This window comes from Pseudomonas sp. S2_E02 (assembly GCF_054668355.1).
Genome location: NZ_CP162761.1, coordinates 5,960,321 through 5,975,868 on the forward strand (window position 1 = coordinate 5,960,321; position 15,548 = coordinate 5,975,868).

The 15,548-nt window shown below is 60.3% G+C and carries 17 protein-coding genes; 5 read left to right on the top strand and 12 right to left on the bottom strand.

From position 1 onward, the window contains the following. Positions 1–29: 29 nt before the first annotated feature. From AB4O01_RS26705 to AB4O01_RS26735, 7 genes are all read right to left on the bottom strand, one after another. The gene (locus AB4O01_RS26705) at positions 30–740 is read right to left on the bottom strand and encodes an ABC transporter permease (RefSeq protein WP_093436336.1); all 711 of its coding nucleotides are present in this window, start codon (positions 738–740) and stop codon (positions 30–32) included. Continuing rightward, entirely contained in the window at positions 737–1,465 is a 729-nt protein-coding gene (locus AB4O01_RS26710; protein ID WP_093436331.1) for an ABC transporter permease, read from the bottom strand. Before AB4O01_RS26710 ends, AB4O01_RS26705 begins: the two co-directional genes overlap by 4 nt. 56 nt (positions 1,466–1,521) lie before the next feature. Beyond that, positions 1,522–2,304, bottom strand: coding sequence for a transporter substrate-binding domain-containing protein (locus tag AB4O01_RS26715; RefSeq protein WP_008083900.1), 783 nt, complete (start codon positions 2,302–2,304; stop codon positions 1,522–1,524). A gap of 351 nt (positions 2,305–2,655) precedes the next feature. Next, a complete protein-coding gene (locus tag AB4O01_RS26720; RefSeq protein WP_460090044.1) occupies positions 2,656–4,344 on the bottom strand; it encodes an ATP-dependent DNA ligase in 1,689 nt (562 codons plus the stop codon). Beyond that, positions 4,341–5,375: a ligase-associated DNA damage response exonuclease gene (locus AB4O01_RS26725; RefSeq protein ID WP_460090046.1), complete on the bottom strand. Its 1,035-nt coding sequence runs from the start codon at positions 5,373–5,375 to the stop codon at positions 4,341–4,343. Before AB4O01_RS26725 ends, AB4O01_RS26720 begins: the two co-directional genes overlap by 4 nt. Before the next feature lie 521 nt (positions 5,376–5,896). Continuing rightward, on the bottom strand, positions 5,897–8,347 hold the full coding sequence (locus AB4O01_RS26730; protein WP_460090047.1) for a penicillin acylase family protein: 2,451 nt from the start codon (positions 8,345–8,347) through the stop codon (positions 5,897–5,899). 191 nt (positions 8,348–8,538) lie between these two features. Beyond that, entirely contained in the window at positions 8,539–9,183 is a 645-nt protein-coding gene (locus tag AB4O01_RS26735; RefSeq protein ID WP_454564747.1) for a glutathione binding-like protein, read from the bottom strand. 146 nt (positions 9,184–9,329) lie between these two features. Here AB4O01_RS26735 and AB4O01_RS26740 point away from each other — a divergent pair, with 146 nt between their 5' ends. Next, positions 9,330–9,887 (top strand): cysteine hydrolase family protein, encoded by a 558-nt coding sequence (locus AB4O01_RS26740; protein WP_460092319.1) that lies wholly within the window; start codon positions 9,330–9,332, stop codon positions 9,885–9,887. A gap of 233 nt (positions 9,888–10,120) precedes the next feature. Here the strand turns inward: AB4O01_RS26740 and AB4O01_RS26745 are convergent, their stop codons facing one another. The 4 genes from AB4O01_RS26745 to AB4O01_RS26760 form a co-directional block, all read right to left on the bottom strand. Next, positions 10,121–10,324, bottom strand: coding sequence for an SEC-C metal-binding domain-containing protein (locus AB4O01_RS26745; protein WP_034154967.1), 204 nt, complete (start codon positions 10,322–10,324; stop codon positions 10,121–10,123). After that, positions 10,321–10,815 (bottom strand): LEA/WHy family protein, encoded by a 495-nt coding sequence (locus AB4O01_RS26750; RefSeq protein ID WP_093438814.1) that lies wholly within the window; start codon positions 10,813–10,815, stop codon positions 10,321–10,323. Before AB4O01_RS26750 ends, AB4O01_RS26745 begins: the two co-directional genes overlap by 4 nt. Before the next feature lie 114 nt (positions 10,816–10,929). Next, positions 10,930–11,406 (bottom strand): YchJ family protein, encoded by a 477-nt coding sequence (locus AB4O01_RS26755; RefSeq protein ID WP_095049121.1) that lies wholly within the window; start codon positions 11,404–11,406, stop codon positions 10,930–10,932. A 4-nt stretch (positions 11,407–11,410) separates the two neighbouring features. After that, positions 11,411–11,908, bottom strand: a complete 498-nt coding sequence (locus tag AB4O01_RS26760) for a DUF6231 family protein (protein WP_099758176.1) — start codon at positions 11,906–11,908, stop codon at positions 11,411–11,413. A 199-nt stretch (positions 11,909–12,107) separates the two neighbouring features. Here AB4O01_RS26760 and AB4O01_RS26765 point away from each other — a divergent pair, with 199 nt between their 5' ends. The 4 genes from AB4O01_RS26765 to AB4O01_RS26780 all read left to right on the top strand — a co-directional run bounded on the left by AB4O01_RS26765 (position 12,108) and on the right by AB4O01_RS26780 (position 14,813). Then, positions 12,108–12,803: an OmpA family protein gene (locus AB4O01_RS26765; RefSeq protein WP_093438801.1), complete on the top strand. Its 696-nt coding sequence runs from the start codon at positions 12,108–12,110 to the stop codon at positions 12,801–12,803. Between the two features lie 91 nt (positions 12,804–12,894). Continuing rightward, complete coding sequence (locus AB4O01_RS26770) at positions 12,895–13,617, top strand: OmpA family protein (protein ID WP_099758177.1); 723 nt, start codon at positions 12,895–12,897, stop codon at positions 13,615–13,617. Between the two features lie 163 nt (positions 13,618–13,780). After that, positions 13,781–14,062: a DUF1145 domain-containing protein gene (locus AB4O01_RS26775; RefSeq protein ID WP_093438792.1), complete on the top strand. Its 282-nt coding sequence runs from the start codon at positions 13,781–13,783 to the stop codon at positions 14,060–14,062. Next, positions 14,055–14,813, top strand: a complete 759-nt coding sequence (locus tag AB4O01_RS26780) for a hypothetical protein (RefSeq protein WP_099758178.1) — start codon at positions 14,055–14,057, stop codon at positions 14,811–14,813. Before AB4O01_RS26775 ends, AB4O01_RS26780 begins: the two co-directional genes overlap by 8 nt. 236 nt (positions 14,814–15,049) lie before the next feature. Here the strand turns inward: AB4O01_RS26780 and AB4O01_RS26785 are convergent, their stop codons facing one another. Beyond that, positions 15,050–15,514, bottom strand: a complete 465-nt coding sequence (locus tag AB4O01_RS26785; protein ID WP_093438783.1) for a CopD family protein — start codon at positions 15,512–15,514, stop codon at positions 15,050–15,052. Between the last annotated feature and the right edge of the window lie 34 nt (positions 15,515–15,548).

Below are 15,548 nucleotides of genomic sequence, written 5' to 3' on the forward strand. Positions count from 1 at the left end.
TTTTTATCTCTTTTATTCCTGAACTGGGCCTAGTGAGTTGGCCCGAGGAAGGCCAGCCATCGGCGTTCGGCAAGGCGGAACAGGCCGACCAGCGCAAAGGTGATGGTCAGGTAGATCAACGCGGCGATGCCGAACGACTGAAAGGTCAGGAAGGTCGCCGAGTTGGCGTCCCGCGCAACTTTCAGGATGTCGGGGATGGTCGCGGTGAAGGCCACGGTGGTCGAGTGCAGCATCAGGATCACTTCGTTGCTGTAATACGGCAACGAACGGCGCAGCGCCGACGGCATGATCACGTAAGCATATAGTTTCCAGCCGGTCAGCCCGTAAGCCTTGGCCGCCTCGACTTCGCCGTGGTTCATGCTGCGAATCGCCCCGGCGAAAATCTCCGTGGTGTAGGCGCAAGTGTTCAGGGCAAAGGCGAGGATCGTGCAGTTCATCGCATCGCGAAAGAAACTGTCGAGCAGCGGCTGCGCACGCACGGCGGCCAGGCTGTAGATCCCGGTGTAGCAGATCAGCAGCTGGATATACAGCGGCGTGCCACGGAACAGGTAGGTGTAGAACTGCACCGGCCAGCGGATGTAGAAGTGGCTCGAGACGCGCGCGATCGACAGCGGAATCGACACCAGGAAACCGATGAAGATCGAGGCGCTGAGCAGCCACAGCGTCATCGCCAGCCCGGTAATGTTCTGGCCGTCGGTATAGAGGAAGGCGCGCCAGTATTCCTGCAGAAGTTCGATCATCGTACGGCCTCCCGGGCACCGGCGGCGTAGCGGCGTTCGAGCCAGCGCAGGATGAAGTTCGAGGCACTGGTGATCAGCAGATAGATCAACGCGGCGAGGACCAGGAAGTAGAACAGTTGATAAGTGCTTTTACCGGCGTCCTGCGCGGCTTTGACCAGGTCGGCGAGGCCGATGATCGACACCAGCGCGGTGGCCTTGAGCATCACCATCCAGTTGTTGCCGATGCCCGGCAGGGCGAAACGCATCATTTGCGGGAACACCACGAAGCGAAAGCGCTGGCCGCGTTTGAGGCCATACGCGGTGGCGGCTTCAACCTGACCGCGCGGCACGGCGAGGATCGCGCCACGGAAAGTTTCGGTGAAATACGCACCATAAATGAAGCCCAGCGTCAGCACCCCGGCGCTGAACGGGTTGATCTCGATGTATTCCCATTCCATGTAGTCAGTCAGGGACGTCAGCCAGGTTTGCAGGCTGTAGAAAATCAGCAGCATCAGCACCAGATCCGGCACCCCGCGAATCAGCGTGGTGTAGAGCTGGGCGGGCAGGCGCACCAGTTTAATTTTTGACAGTTTGGCGCTGGCGCCGAGCAGACCGAGCAACACGGCCACCAGTAGCGACAACGCCGACAATTTGATGGTCATCCAGGTGCCTTCCAACAGCAAAGGGCCGAAGCCCTTGAGGCTGAAGGCGGAGAGCCCCAGATTTTGTAAGAGGTTTTCGAACATAAATCAGCAACCTGAGCGGATGGAAAAGGCGCCCATCGAGGATGGGCGCCGGGGCATTATTTGCCGCTGTACAGATTCAGATCGCCAAAGTGTTTCTTTTGAATCTCGGCGTATTTGCCGTCATCGTGTAACGCTTTGATACCTTTATCTAAAAGCGCCTTCAGCTCAGTGTTACCTTTCTTAATACCGACAGCGGTTTTGGCTGGCAGCAATTCGTTGTCGACTGGCTTGCTGACGTCATAGTCGGCACCCTGTGGCGACTTCAAGAAGCCCAGTTCGGCTTGCAGCATGTCCTGAATACCGGCGTCGAGACGACCGGAGGTCAGGTCGGAGTACACCTGATCCTGATTCTGATAGGCCTGGGTTTTCACGCCGGCCTTGTCCAGCACGGCTTTGGCGTAGGCTTCCTGAATGGTGCCTTGCTCGTAGCCGACGGTTTTACCCTTCAGCGAAGCAACGTCGGCGGTGATGCCGGAGCCTTTTTTCGACACGTAAGCGGTCGGGCCGGAGAACAGTTCGCTGGAGAAGTCGATGACTTTTTCGCGAGCCGGGGTCACGGTCATCGACGAGATCACACCGTCGAATTTGTTGGCCTTGAGGCCCGGAATCATGCCGTCGAAGTCACTTTCGACCCACTTGCACTTGACCTTGAGTTCGGCGCAGATCGCGTTGCCCAGGTCGATGTCGAAGCCCACCAGGCTGCCGTCGGCCGCTTTCGACTCGAACGGTGCGTACGAAGGGTCAACGCCAAAGCGCAGCTCTTTGTATTCCTTGGCCAGCGCGGAGCCAGCGGCCATGCACAACGCCAGTGCAGAAAGGGTCAGCAATGCTTTTTTCATTATTCAATCCCTAAGAACCAATATGAGCGCTTGTGGCGCAGAATTATTGTTACTGGAACGCGTACGACCTATAGAAAGTAGCAATTTCCGAACCAGAGTCCCGAACAAGTGTTTTAAAAGGTGAGGAGAGCTACAAGATCAATGGATGAATGCACGAAAACGGGCGCGGCAGAAAGCGTGCACTGATTTGTGGCTTGTCGGGGACAGTCAAGCAGATCGCTGATCGTTCCCACGCTCTGCGTGGTAATGCAGCCCGGGACGCTCCGCGTCCCCTCCAAGGCCGAACGCGGAGCGTCCGTTGAGGCATTCCCACGCGGAGCGTGGGAATGATCAATGTCCCGGGAAAAGGGGTCAGGCCAGCAGATCCTGGAGGGTGGCCAGGCTATCGGCCTCATCCACGGTTTTATCCTGGCGCCAGCGCAGCATCCGCGGAAAACGTACCGCGATCCCGCTCTTGTGCCGCCGCGAAAGGGCGATGCCTTCGAAACCCAGTTCAAACACCAGGCTCGGTTTCACGCTGCTGACCGGGCCGAACTTTTCCACGGTGGTTTTGCGCACGATGCTATCGACCTTGCGCATTTCCTCATCGGTCAGCCCCGAATAGGCCTTGGCAAACGGCACCAGCGCGCGTTGGCTGGACTCGGGCGGGCCGTCCCACACGGCAAAGGTGTAATCGCTGTACAAACTGGCCCGCCGACCATGCCCGCGCTGGGCGTAAATCAGCACCGCATCGACGCTGAACGGATCGACTTTCCACTTCCACCACACGCCCATGTCCTTGGTGCGGCCAACCCCGTACAGCGAATCCCGCGCCTTGAGCATCATCCCTTCAACGCCCAGCCGCCGTGAGGCTTCGCGCTGGCGGGCGAGGTCGAGCCAGTCGCTGCCGGTCAGCACCGGCGAGGGTAAAAGTACCGGACTGTTACAGCGGGCGATGACCTCTTCCAGTTGCGCGCGGCGTTTGGCCTGCGGCTGATTGCGCCAGTCTTCGCCTTGCCATTCGAGCAGGTCGTAGGCGAGCACCACCACCGGCACGTCTTCAAGGATTTTCTTGTCGAGGGTCTTGCGGCCTATGCGTTGTTGCAGCAGGGCGAAGGACTGCACGGCTGGCGGTTCGGTCGATTGCGGATCAAAGGCGTCTTCGGTGCTCGGATGCGTGCTTTTCCACACGACGATTTCGCCGTCGATCACCGTGCCATCGGGCAAACCGTGTACCAGGACCTCCAGTTCGGGAAAACGCTCGGTCACCAGTTCCTCGCCCCGCGACCAGATCCAGAGTCGGCCCTCTCGCTTGACCACTTGGGCGCGGATGCCATCCCATTTCCATTCAATCTGCCAATCGCTGGGCGGGCCGATCAGCGTTTCAAATTCTTCCACCGGTTGCGACAAGGCGTGGGCCAGGAAGAACGGATACGGCTGACCACCCCGCTGAGCATGTTCATCGCTGGATTCAGGGGCAATCAGCTTCAGGTAACTGGCGGCGCTCGGCCGGTTGGACAGATCGGTGTAACCGACCAGACGCTGCGCCACACGCTTGCTGTCCAGCCCGGCCATCGAGGCCAAGGCCCGGGTGACCAGCAATTTCGAGACGCCGACGCGGAAACTGCCGGTGATCAATTTGATGCACAGCATCAGGCTTGATCGATCCAATTGCGCCCACAGGGCCGGCAGTTGCCGGTTCAGATATTCCGGTGCTTCACCGCGCAGTGGCAGCAGTTTGTCTTCGATCCACTCGGCGAGGCCAGCGTCGGAGCTGTGCGGGTTTTCTGCGAGTACCAGCGAAATGGTTTCCGCGAGGTCGCCGACCGCTTGATAGCTTTCCTCGAACAACCACGGTTCCAGGCCGGAGATCTCGACGGCGAGTTCGCGGAGAATTCTCACCGGCACCAGTTGCCGGGGCCGGCCACCGGAGAGAAAGTACACCGCCCATGCGGCGTCGTGCGGTTCGGCCTGGGCGAAGTAGGCTTGCATCGCCGCCAGTTTGGCGTTGCTCGAGGTGGTCGCGTCGAGTTCGGCGTACAGTTCGGCGAATGCTTTCATGCGGGCATCTCTGCGATGGTCGGTTCGGTGGCGAGGTGTTCTTCTTCGTCATCGCCGTATTCGGTGTTGAAACCCTGGGCATCCAGACCCTGTTCGCGCAGATGCCGCACCAGCACGCCGATCGAGCCGTGGGTGACCATCACCCGTTCCGCGCCGGTCTGCTCGATGGCCCAGAGCAGGCCGGGCCAGTCGGCGTGATCGGAGAGCACGAAACCACGATCGACACCGCGCCGCCGGCGGGTGCCGCGCAAACGCATCCAGCCACTGGCAAACGCGTCGCTGAACTCGCCAAATCGGCGCATCCAGCTGCTGCCTCCGGCCGAGGGCGGGGCGATGACCAGGGCCTGGCGCATGATCGGGTCGTTTTTTTTCACCTCTCCGGCGTAGATCGTCGGCGGCAAATACACGCCGGCCTCGCGGTAGACCCGATTCAGCGGTTCGACCGCACCGTGGCTGAGGATCGGACCGAGGCTTTCGTCGATGCCGTGGAGTATCCGTTGAGCCTTGCCGAACGAGTAACAGAACAACACGCTGGCCTTGCCGGCCGCGATGTTCGCTGCCCACCACTGATTGATCTCGCCGAACACCTGCGCTTGGGGCTGCCAGCGATAAATCGGCAGGCCGAAGGTCGATTCGGTGATGAAGGTGTGGCAGCGCACCGGTTCGAACGGGGCGCAGGTGCCGTCCGGTTCGATCTTGTAGTCGCCGGACGCGACCCAGACTTCGCCACCGTATTCCAGGCGCACTTGTGCAGAACCGAGCACGTGGCCGGCGGGGTGAAAACTCAGGGTGACACCGTGGTGCGTCAGGCGCTGGCCGTAGGCGAGGGTTTGCAGGTTGATGTCCTGCCCCAGACGCGCGCGTAAAATCCCTTCGCTGGCGCTGCTGGCGAGGTAGTGCTGATTGCCGGTACGGGCGTGATCGCCGTGGGCATGGGTAATCACCGAGCGCTCGACGGGGCGCCACGGGTCTATGTAGAAATCTCCGGCAGGGCAGTACAAACCCTCGGGGCGGGCGATAACAAGGTCCATGTCCTTACCAGAATGGGGGGCTTGTTAGCTATGAGGCTGACGCTGGGCTGGAAGTTCTATCGACTTTGAAGAGCAACCCTCACCCCAGCCCTCTCCCTGAGAGAGAGGGAGCCGACCGAGGTGTCTGGGAGAGCTACGCCGACGTGAAATACCGAGTCGAACACAGATTCTGGACCAGATCAAAAGCCCCTCACCCCAGCCCTCTCCCTGAGGGAGAGGGGGCCGACCGCGGTGTCTGGGAGAGCTACGCCGACGTGAAATACCGAGTCGAACACAGATTCTGGACCAGATCAAAAGCCCCTCACCCCAGCCCTCTCCCGGAGGGAGAGGGGGCCGACTGAGGTGTCTGGCCAGCTACATCGACCTGAAAGACCGAGTCGATTACGGATTCGGCAAGGCACGAACTGAGTTGATTCTGGATTCGGCAGTGCACGTTCAGGTCTGCGTATGACTCAAGCATCCCCCAATCAGTCCCCTCTCCCTCCGGGAGAGGGTTAGGGTGAGGGGCTTTTGATGTACAGCTATTTGCCGGGAGTAAGCGTCAGACGGGTCTTGCCGTAGACCCGGTCAAAGTTCTGCGGCTGCATCGGCAAGCCGATGTACTGCCCCTTCAGCCACGCATCGATGCCATTGAGGTAGTTCGGACTCACCGGATTACCCGACTGCCCCGTACCGTTCTGCCCCATCAGCGGTTCAGCCTGGCCGAAGTCGACGATGAAACGCATCGATGGCGCACGCGTCGTGGTGAAATCCTGACCCCAGGCGAACGCCGACGTGTTCAACGTGGTGTGATCGCCACCGGCCGCCAGTGGTCCGCGCACAGTCTGTCCATTGCTGTTCTTCCAGGCATAACTGTGCAGCTTGCCCCATTGCCAGGCGCGGTGATCGCCGCCCAACTGACTCTCGCCAGCGCTGATCGCCGCCGCGAAGCTACGGGCAAGAATCAGCGCTTTGTCTTCTTTCTGCGGCGTACGAATGTCATCCCAGAACGGACTGTCCTCACGTCCCAACAGATGGTCAGCCTGCGCCGCGTAAGACAGATCACCATTGGCGATAAACGCCTTCCACGCAGGACTCGATTCCGGACCGAGCTCATCGAGGAAGATCTGCTTCATGCTTTCTTGCAGGAACAGTTCGTAGATCGCCGCATCCGCCGAGGTCGGGCTGAGCTTGCCGTCGAACGCCATCAACCGCGTGAACGCTTCGCGCGCCTTGCTGCGATCCGCTTCCGGCAGGGCATCGATCGCCTGTTTCAGCGGCTGCTTCATGCCCGGTGCTTCGAAGACTTTCTTCAACTTGGCGGCGAAGGTGGTGGTCTGGTCGTACTGCATGGCGATCACGCTGCGGCTGTCGTGCTTGCTGCTGCCGGCCAGTTCCGCCAGACGTTCGCCGCGCTCCGGCGCTGCCCAGGAGTTCGACAGTTGCATGCCGTAGCCGTGAGGAATCACACGCTGGTTGGCGGTGCCGAGCCAGCCTTGCGCGGGATCCTGATCGTACGGATGCAGCATCGGGTCGGCGTAACCGTCCCAGTCGTAGCGACCTTCCCAGCCCGGCGACGGCAGCAAGCCTTCGCCTTCGCGGCGGTTGGGGAAACGCCCGGTGACCTGCCAACCGATGTTGCTCGCATCGGCGAACACCAGATTCAGGGCGATGGCGCGGATCTCGCGGCTCGCGTCGGAAGCGCGTTCAACGGTTTGCGCACGGGTCAGATCAAAAAACGCATCCAGCGACTTGTCGTCGGTGAAGCTCGGGGTCTGCAAGGCCAGGCCGAAACCGCTGCCTTGCGCGGCCGTCTGAGCACTGTTGAGCAATGCGCCGTGGCGGGTTTCGTACACCGCTTCGCGAATCGGCCGTTGGCCTTTGACGAAGTAGGTTTCGTTGCGCACGCCCAGCGGCTGCCATTTGCCGTTGACCTCGTAGGTCAGGCTGCTGCCCTGACGGCGAATTTTTTCCAGAAACAGATCCTGGTTGTCGCCGAGCACGCTGGTCATGCTCCACGCGACTTTGCCGTTGAAGCCGCCGAGGACCATCGGCAGACCGGCAACGGTGACGCCGGCGGCCTGATATTTCGGTGCGCGGATCTGCACGAAACTCCACAGCGAAGGCGCGGCCAGCGGCCCATGGGCGTCACTGGCCAGCAGGCTCTTGCCGCTGCGGCTGCGTTGCGGGGCGATCGCCCAGTTGTTCGAAGACGGGGTGCCGAGCAGGTTCAGCGCCGACAGTTGCTGGCTGGCGTTGCTCAGTTCGGTCAGGCCGGGAATTTGTCCGTTGAGCTTGAGCCCTTGCAGCTTGTCGGCCTCGGCCAGTGGCAGGTTTTCGTCAGGCGCGGACGGCGTCAGCCAGGCGAGTTTGTCGGTGGTGACGGTTTGCGCCAGCACCAGCGAGGAAATCTCTTCCGGCAGATTGGCTGACTGGCTGAAATTCAACAGGGCGAAAATCAGCGCCGAGTCTTCCGGCTTCCAATACTCAGGCTTGTAGCCGCTGGAGGCGAGGTCGCCCGGCAGCTTGTCGGCGTAGCGGAACAGGTAGGCGTTGACCCCTCGCGCATAGACTTCGAAGAAACGCTTGAGGCGAGGCGACGAGGCCTTGTACAGCTCGCCAGCGCTTTTCTTCAGATTGACCGCGCGCATGTAGCGGTCGGCGTCGAGCATTGACGCGCCGGACATTTCCGCCAGACGGCCCTGCGCCAACAGGCGCAAGGTCACCATCTGGTTGATGCGGTCGCTGGCGTGCACATAGCCGAGGCTGAACAGCGCGTCGTGGAAGGTGTTGCTCTCGATCAGCGGCATGCCCATGGCATTGCGACGTACCGACACGTTCTGCGCCAGACCCTTGAGCGGTTGCACGCCGGAGGTCGGCGGGAGGGTGTCCTGAGCATTCCAGGTCTGGCAACCGGACAGGCCCAAAACACCGGCCACTGCTGCGGCAACGCCGAACCGGGGAAGAAAATGTGTGAGGGCTGGCGAGGCCATGGCAAAGCTCCTGCGGGGGGTAGCGTCAGTAAAGGCGCTACGTTAGTGAGCAGGAGGTGGCCGCGCAAGCGGGGGCGGGGGTTATTTGCGTATTTCTGTCGAATGGAAAAGATTGCAGCCTGCGGCAGCTCCTATAGAAGCATGCATTCCTCTGTAGGAGATGCCGAAGGCTGCGATCTTTTGCCGTTCAATCAAGCCTTCGGTGGATTGATTTTCTGCACCAACGCGTAGGCCTTCACCGTCGCCGGGCGATCCTTGATGCGGTTGAACCAGCGCTGCACATGCGGGAAGTCTTCAAGGTTCTGGCTTTGCCATTTGTGCGAGACGATCCACGGATAGATCGCCATGTCGGCAATGCTGTATTCGCTGCCGGCGACGAATTCGTTATCAGCCAGTTGCTTGTTCAATACGCCATACAACCGCGCGGTCTCGTCGATGTAGCGCTTGATCGCGTAGGGGATTTTCTCCGGGGCGAACTGGCTGAAGTGGTGATTCTGCCCGGCCATCGGCCCCAGTCCGCCCATTTGCCAGAACAGCCATTGCAGCGCCGTTTGCCGACCGCGCAGGTCTTGGGGCAGAAATTTCCCGGTCTTCTCCGCCAGATACAAAAGAATCGCCCCGGATTCGAACAGCGACAACGGTTCGCCGCCATCGGCCGGTTCATGATCGACGATGGCCGGGATGCGGTTGTTCGGGGCGATTTTCAGAAAGTGTGGCTGAAACTGCTCACCCTGACCGATGTTGATCGGGTGCACGTTGTACGGCAGGCCGGCTTCTTCGAGGAACAGAGAGATCTTGTGGCCGTTGGGGGTGGTCCAGTAATACAGGTCGATCATGGAGAACTCCAAAGCAGAAATGGACTTGCGTGCGGACAGCAAACGCCGGCGTCAGGTCGTCCCGTGTGCGTTCGATAGCTTGCTTAGTAGGAAGAGGTGATGCTGAACTGCGCAGAATTCAATGACTCTGCATGAGAAAAATCGCCATGGAGCTTCAGGCCAACGCTGCACTGATCATCATCGACCAGCAAAAAGGCATCCTGCAGCCGCGTTTGGGGCGAAGGAATAATCCTCAGGCTGAGCAGCGAATCCTTGATCTGCTGGGGCTGTGGCGGCGTAGCACAAGGCCGGTGATTCATGTGCAGCATCTGTCGCGTGAACCGGATTCGGTGTTTTGGCCGGAGCAGGAAGGCGTGGAGTTTCAGGAGAGGTTTTTGCCGCAGGACGGCGAATGGCTGATTCAGAAACAGGTCCCGGATGCGTTTTGTGCCACCGAGTTAGAGGCGCGGTTGCGCGAGGCGGGGATCGGGCAATTGGTTATTGTCGGCGTGGCCACTAACAACTCCGTGGAATCGACGGCGCGCACGGCGGGGAATCTGGGGTTTGATGCGTGGGTGGCGGAGGATGCCTGTTTCACCTTCGACAAGGCCGATTATTTCGGCACATTGCGTACGGCGGACGAGGTGCACGGAATGTCGCTGGGGAATTTGCAGGGGGAGTATGCGACGGTAGTCAGTTCTGCACAGATTCTGGTGGCCGGCTGAAAAACTTCACCGTATGTGCCGGCCCCTTCGCGAGCAAGCTCGCTCCCACAGGGGAACGCATTGCAACTGAAGAAACCCGTTCAGGCGACGACGATGTTGGATGTGCCGGCCTCATCGCGAGCAGGCTCACTCCTACAGGGATTGCATTCCAACTGGAGGAACTCGATTGACTGTGGGAGCGAGCTTGCTCGCGAAGGCGGCAGGTCAGGCGAAGAGGGTCTTCGCCCCGGGCATCACGCCCCGTGGCACTTCTTGAATTTCTTGCCGTTGCCGCATGGGCACGGGTCGTTGCGGCCGACGTCTTTCAGGGCGTTGCGCACCGGTTCCTGGTGGGCGTGGCCGCAGTTCGGGCCGTGAACGTGGCCGTGGTCATGTTCGTGATGATGGTCATGATCGTGGTTGCAGTCAGGGCCATGGACATGAGGTTGCTGGGTCATCGGTGTTGCTCCGGAATTAAATCGGCGGGGATTATCACGCCATTGCGCTCAAGGTGCACGTAGTGAGCGATGAATAAACCGGTTTCCATCTCACCCTGCAAGCGATAGGGAATCTGTTGATTCGAGCTTTTCAGCATTTTCACCACATCTTTTACCCGGGGCCACAGGTTGGTGCGGATCGGCACTTTGAAGTAAGCACTGCGTTTTGGTCCGACCGTAAACCAGTGTTCATGCTCACCCTCGGCCAGCAGTATGTCGGCAAGATGAATACGGTATTCGAGGCCGCGCACGGTCAGGTCGCTATCGTTGGGGTTATCGACGCGAAAGTGCAGGATGAATTTCTGTTCAAGCAATTTGGCGCGCACCACTTCGACTTTCACCAGATGCACGGCGGGGTCGACGCTGTCATCGCTGAACCACGACGCGCAACCGCCGAGGTTCAGGATCAGCATCAAAAACAGAAAATGTAGTGTGCGCCAGCGACCGAGCATGGTTTTCTCCCTTTGCTGGCAGTCTAGCCGCTAAAAGATCGCAGCCTGCGGCAGCGCCTACAGGCGAAGCACAAATCCTGTGCAGGAGCTGCCGCAGGCTGCGATCTTTTGATCTTAAGCGCCGAAATATCCCGCACAGCACTTCTTGAACTTCTGCCCACTGGCGCACGGGCAACTGTCATTGCGCCCCAGCTTCAATTGCACCGTCGGATCAATGAAGTACCAGTGCCCGGCGTTCTGCACGAACGACGAACGCTCGCGATGGCTATGCTCGCCCTGACCGTCATGCCAGCGCGCGGTGAAGGTGACGAAAGCGTGTTCCGGCTGGCCGCCGAAGACTTCCGAGCTCTCGACTTCAAGGCCGAGCCAGGTGCTCTGCGCACTCCAGTCGGTGATCGATTGGCGATTGAGGCCCGCTTGCTGGGCGGGCAGGGTGGTCGCCACCAGATAGTCGATCAGCCCCAGCACATAGGCGCTGTAGCGCGAACGCATCAGCGCTTCGGCGCACGGTGCCGGATGGCCGTCGTGATAATGGCCGCAGCAGGCCTCCAGCAGATTGCCGCTGCCGCACGGGCAAATGGCTGTACTCATTGCATTACCACCAGTATTTCCCGAAGTTTTCCGGATTGGCCCAGAACCGTGAGTTGAGCCAGTCGGGGACTTGTTTGTATTCAAGCAGATCATAGGTGAACAGGGTCAGCACTTGATCGTCGCGTTGAAAACATTCACTGGCTTGCAGCGCCAGTGAATAGAAGTCGGTTTCCTGCCAGCCGCTGGCCGCCAGATCCGCCAGCACGGCGATGCGGCTGGCGTTGAGATTGCGAATCCCGCCCAACAAGTTCAGGCCATCGCGTTTGGGCAAATGTTCCAGGCAATCGACCACCAGCGCCAGATCGAAACGCTGTGCTGCCAGTTCGGCGGGCAATGCGCCCGGCGCCGCATGGGCGACGACGGTGTCTGGATGTGCCTCTTTAAAGGCGCTCAGGGCTGGAAATTCGCTGGCGCCGATCAGCAACAGCCGCGCCGGGGCGTAGCGATCCAGCAAAGCGGCCAATGCCTGTTGCGGCGTGCGGGAAGAAATGGCGACGTTCATCGAAGCTCCTCAATCAGACCGCCAAGACTAGCCTGCCTGACGGTGGCGGCAAAGCGCCCTGTTCCGCCCGTTTCGGGTAAATGTGCCGAAGTCCTGTGAACAGGCTCGCAAACAGCGGTGGCCTATTGCTGGCGGAGATTAAAACTCCGGTCTTTACTCCCTGAATCGGTTCTAAGCCGATCCCTCAGGAGAAAACCAGATGAGCATAGTTCGGACAGCATTACCTTTGATTCTGCTAACCAGTGTGTTGACTGGTTGCGCAGGTTTGCAGAAAACCGACTGGCCGACCTGTGCGGCGGTCGGTGGTGTCGTCGGTGCCGGTCTCGGCGCAACCGAAAGTTCGGCATGGGCCGGCTACGGTGCGTTGCTGGTCGGTGGCACGGCAGCGGCCTATTGCTGGGTTCACGGCGATGGCGACGAAGACGGCGATGGCGTGCCGGACAGTCGCGACAAGTGCCCGGGCACGCCTAAAGGCGTACAGGTCGACGCTGACGGTTGCCCTCCACCAGCGCCTGCACCCGTGGTCGAAGAAGCTGTAGTGGTCAAGGAAGAAACCATTGTTATCCGTGATGTGCACTTCCAGTTCGACAAAGCCACGCTGACCGGCCCTGACAAGCAAGTGCTCGACAAGGTCGCCACCCGCCTGAAACAGGAATCCTCGACGGCGCAACTGACTGTGACCGGTCACACCGACAGCGTGGGCAGCGATGCCTACAACAAGAAACTGTCGGATCGTCGTGCGCACTCGGTGGTGGAGTACCTGATCCAGCAGGGTGTGCCACGCGCCAGCTTCGTTTCGGTGTCCGGCATGGGTGAAAGCCAGCCAGTGGCCGATAACAAAACCGCTGACGGTCGCGCACAAAACCGTCGTACCGAAATCAAAATCCAGCGTTAAGCCCCTCTCGCATCCGCGGCTTGTGCAGTCGCGGATGCGGGTCTTTACTCCTGTGTAACCGGTATGGGCCGGTGACACAGGAGCTTTCACAATGACTGTTTTCTCAAGGTCCGTCTTGCCGGTGCTGCTGCTAGGCAGCTTGCTCACCGGTTGCGCCACCCACAGCGATGGCACTGCACCCCTCAATCAACGTACGTGGCCGATCTGCAGCCTTATCGGCGGGCTGGTCGGTGGCGGTCTTGGCGCCATTGAAAGTGGCGGCTGGGCCGGCGGCGGCGCAGCGCTGGGGATTCTTACCGGCGGACTGATCTGTTACGCCCAGGACGGCGATGAAGACGGCGACGGTGTATTCGACCGCCGCGACCGTTGCCCGGACACCCCGGAAAATACCCCGGTCGATCACCGTGGTTGCCCGTTGCCGCAATACCCGGTCACGGAAAAAGTGCCGGAGCCTGCACCGCAAACTGAAGTCATCACCCTCAGCGATGCCGGCAACGTGCTGTTCGATTTCGACAAATCCGACCTGACCCCGGCGGCGAAATCCCAGCTCGATACGCTGATGGACAAACTGCGCAATGCCGACGTGGTGAGCATCAAGGTCATTGGTCACACCGACAGCAAAGGTTCGGATGCGTACAACCAGGCCTTGTCGGAAAGGCGTGCAAGCAGTGTCGCCACGTATCTGCTGAGCCAAGGGCTGGCGCCCAACAAACTCACCAGTGAAGGTCGCGGTGAAAGCGAACCGGTTGCCGATAACGCCACCGATGAAGGTCGTGCGCAGAACCGGCGTGTGGAGTTGCACATCAATCGTTAGGACGCGTCTGTAGGGCGCAGCCTAGAGCTGCCGGGCGACGATCAGCGTCGTTTCGGCAGCCATTTGGCAGACGATCGAAGTTTTTTCATTTTCCCCTCTGGCTTATCCCCCGCAGAAGCCGTTACTGTGCGCCCAAAGAATAATTCGCAACACGGGGGAGCGTATGAAAGTGTTCTGGGGGCTGGGGCGATTGTTGACCCTGCTGTTCTGCTGCGTGGTACTGGCCAATCAGTTGGTGCCGTTCGTACATCCGTTGCATCTGCTGGTCAATCTGGCCGGCGGTCTGTTGTTGCTGATTCATCTATTCGAAGTGCTGCTGTGCAATCGCAGCCTCCAAGGTCGCCCGCACCCTTGGCGTGACCGTGGCCGCATCCTGCTGTTCGGCGTATTCCACCTGCAAACCATCCCGGCCCCGGCCGCTCCGGAGGCTTCTTCCCATGCGTAAACTCTGCTTGCTCGCTGCATTCATCAGCCCATTGGCCTGTGCCCAGGTGGTCAGCGTTGAAACCAATTCGCTGATGCGTTTGCCCAATACCGCCAGCACCTTGCAGCTGGAAAAACTCGAAGTGGCCGATTACGGCACGCTGTTGATTCCGGCGAACGTGACCGAGTTGAGTGTCGGTGAACTACGTCTTGGCCATGAAGCACGCATCGCGATCGTTCCGGGCGAGAACGCTTTGGACATGAAGGTCGTTCGCGCAGAGCTGAGCGATGGCAGCCAGATCACCGCGCGCGGGGCGCCGGGGACGTATGAAAAAGCTGCCCGTGCCGGACGTAATCTGAATCTGCAATTCAAGGCGTTGAGCGCGCCGCAGCTGTTGGTCGATGCCCGTGGCGGCACCGGTGCGCCGGGCTTTGTCGGCCTTGACGGCGGTAACGGCGAAGACCCGGGCTGCACTTATGGTTCGGCCGGGCATGGTTTTGATGGCAGCAACGGCAGTGATGGCCAACCGGGCGCTCCGGGTGCGCTGGTGCGGCTGGAAGTGCCGCGCGAGTTTCCGGCTGAGCTGATCAAGGTCAATGTCGCGGGCGGTGCGGGCGGACCAGCCGGTGTTGGCGGCAAGGCAGGCAAGGGCGGCAAGTCCAAGGGCTGCCTTGTGTATCGCGCCGATGGTGGCAAGAACGGCAAGGCCGGGGCGGATGGCCAGCCTGGGCCGGTGGGGGCGGCGGGTGCTGTGACCGTGCAGCGCCTGTAAAGGCAGACCCTCACCCCAGCCCTCCCGAAACGTCGGACCGCCCGTAGGGAGAGGGGGCCGACCGAGGTGACTCAGGCTATCCATCGACCTGAAAAACCGTGTCGATTATGGATTCAAAGCTAATCCTTCAGGTCGGCGTAACTCTTCAATATCCCCCATTCAGTCCCCTCTCCCTACGGGCGGTCCGACGTTTCGGGAGGGTTAGGGTGAGGGGCTTTTGATCTCAGTCCCCAATTTCAGAATATCGGCCGAGCCGCGGCAATCGCCACCAGCACCAGCCCGACAATCAGATTAAGCCCCACCACCCGGCGAATTCGCCCCAGCACCGCCGCACCCGCCGGCCAGTCCTTCGCCTCCACCACCGTACGCAGTTCAGGCAACATCAACCCCTGAATGCGGATAAACAGCGCCGTCATCACCACATACAAGCCCATCATCACCTGCACATACTTCGGCGCGGTCTCAAACCCGACCTGCTGCAAATGCAACATGCCCACGCCGCTGATGGGCAAAAGAATCACCGCGACCCAGACCCACCGAAAAAAACCTTGAAACACTTCCACCCACAAGGTCAGGCGGGCTGGGCCGTCGAGGGCCTTCACAGCCGCGGGGCGCAGGACCATCCAGGCGAAAAACATGCCGCCGACCCACACCAGGGCGGACAGCACATGCAGGGGGTAAACGAGGCTAAAAGGTGTCATTGGGGCACTCCGTTCTGCGCGGGATTAATTAGCG

What these genes read in the sequence shown, in the direction of transcription:
- AB4O01_RS26710 (WP_093436331.1), bottom strand. Translation starts at nt 1,465, where the DNA reads ATGTTCGAAAACCTCTTACAAAATCTGGGGCTCTCCGCCTTCAGCCTC.
- AB4O01_RS26755 (WP_095049121.1), bottom strand. Translation starts at nt 11,406, where the DNA reads ATGAGTACAGCCATTTGCCCGTGCGGCAGCGGCAATCTGCTGGAGGCC.
- AB4O01_RS26715 (WP_008083900.1), bottom strand. Translation starts at nt 2,304, where the DNA reads ATGAAAAAAGCATTGCTGACCCTTTCTGCACTGGCGTTGTGCATGGCC.
- AB4O01_RS26730 (WP_460090047.1), bottom strand. Translation starts at nt 8,347, where the DNA reads ATGGCCTCGCCAGCCCTCACACATTTTCTTCCCCGGTTCGGCGTTGCC.
- AB4O01_RS26780 (WP_099758178.1), top strand. Translation starts at nt 14,055, where the DNA reads ATGCGTAAACTCTGCTTGCTCGCTGCATTCATCAGCCCATTGGCCTGT.
- AB4O01_RS26760 (WP_099758176.1), bottom strand. Translation starts at nt 11,908, where the DNA reads ATGAACGTCGCCATTTCTTCCCGCACGCCGCAACAGGCATTGGCCGCT.
- AB4O01_RS26750 (WP_093438814.1), bottom strand. Translation starts at nt 10,815, where the DNA reads ATGCTCGGTCGCTGGCGCACACTACATTTTCTGTTTTTGATGCTGATC.
- AB4O01_RS26770 (WP_099758177.1), top strand. Translation starts at nt 12,895, where the DNA reads ATGACTGTTTTCTCAAGGTCCGTCTTGCCGGTGCTGCTGCTAGGCAGC.
- AB4O01_RS26740 (WP_460092319.1), top strand. Translation starts at nt 9,330, where the DNA reads ATGGAGCTTCAGGCCAACGCTGCACTGATCATCATCGACCAGCAAAAA.
- AB4O01_RS26785 (WP_093438783.1), bottom strand. Translation starts at nt 15,514, where the DNA reads ATGACACCTTTTAGCCTCGTTTACCCCCTGCATGTGCTGTCCGCCCTG.
- AB4O01_RS26765 (WP_093438801.1), top strand. Translation starts at nt 12,108, where the DNA reads ATGAGCATAGTTCGGACAGCATTACCTTTGATTCTGCTAACCAGTGTG.
- AB4O01_RS26720 (WP_460090044.1), bottom strand. Translation starts at nt 4,344, where the DNA reads ATGAAAGCATTCGCCGAACTGTACGCCGAACTCGACGCGACCACCTCG.
- AB4O01_RS26775 (WP_093438792.1), top strand. Translation starts at nt 13,781, where the DNA reads ATGAAAGTGTTCTGGGGGCTGGGGCGATTGTTGACCCTGCTGTTCTGC.
- AB4O01_RS26745 (WP_034154967.1), bottom strand. Translation starts at nt 10,324, where the DNA reads ATGACCCAGCAACCTCATGTCCATGGCCCTGACTGCAACCACGATCAT.
- AB4O01_RS26735 (WP_454564747.1), bottom strand. Translation starts at nt 9,183, where the DNA reads ATGATCGACCTGTATTACTGGACCACCCCCAACGGCCACAAGATCTCT.
- AB4O01_RS26705 (WP_093436336.1), bottom strand. Translation starts at nt 740, where the DNA reads ATGATCGAACTTCTGCAGGAATACTGGCGCGCCTTCCTCTATACCGAC.
- AB4O01_RS26725 (WP_460090046.1), bottom strand. Translation starts at nt 5,375, where the DNA reads ATGGACCTTGTTATCGCCCGCCCCGAGGGTTTGTACTGCCCTGCCGGA.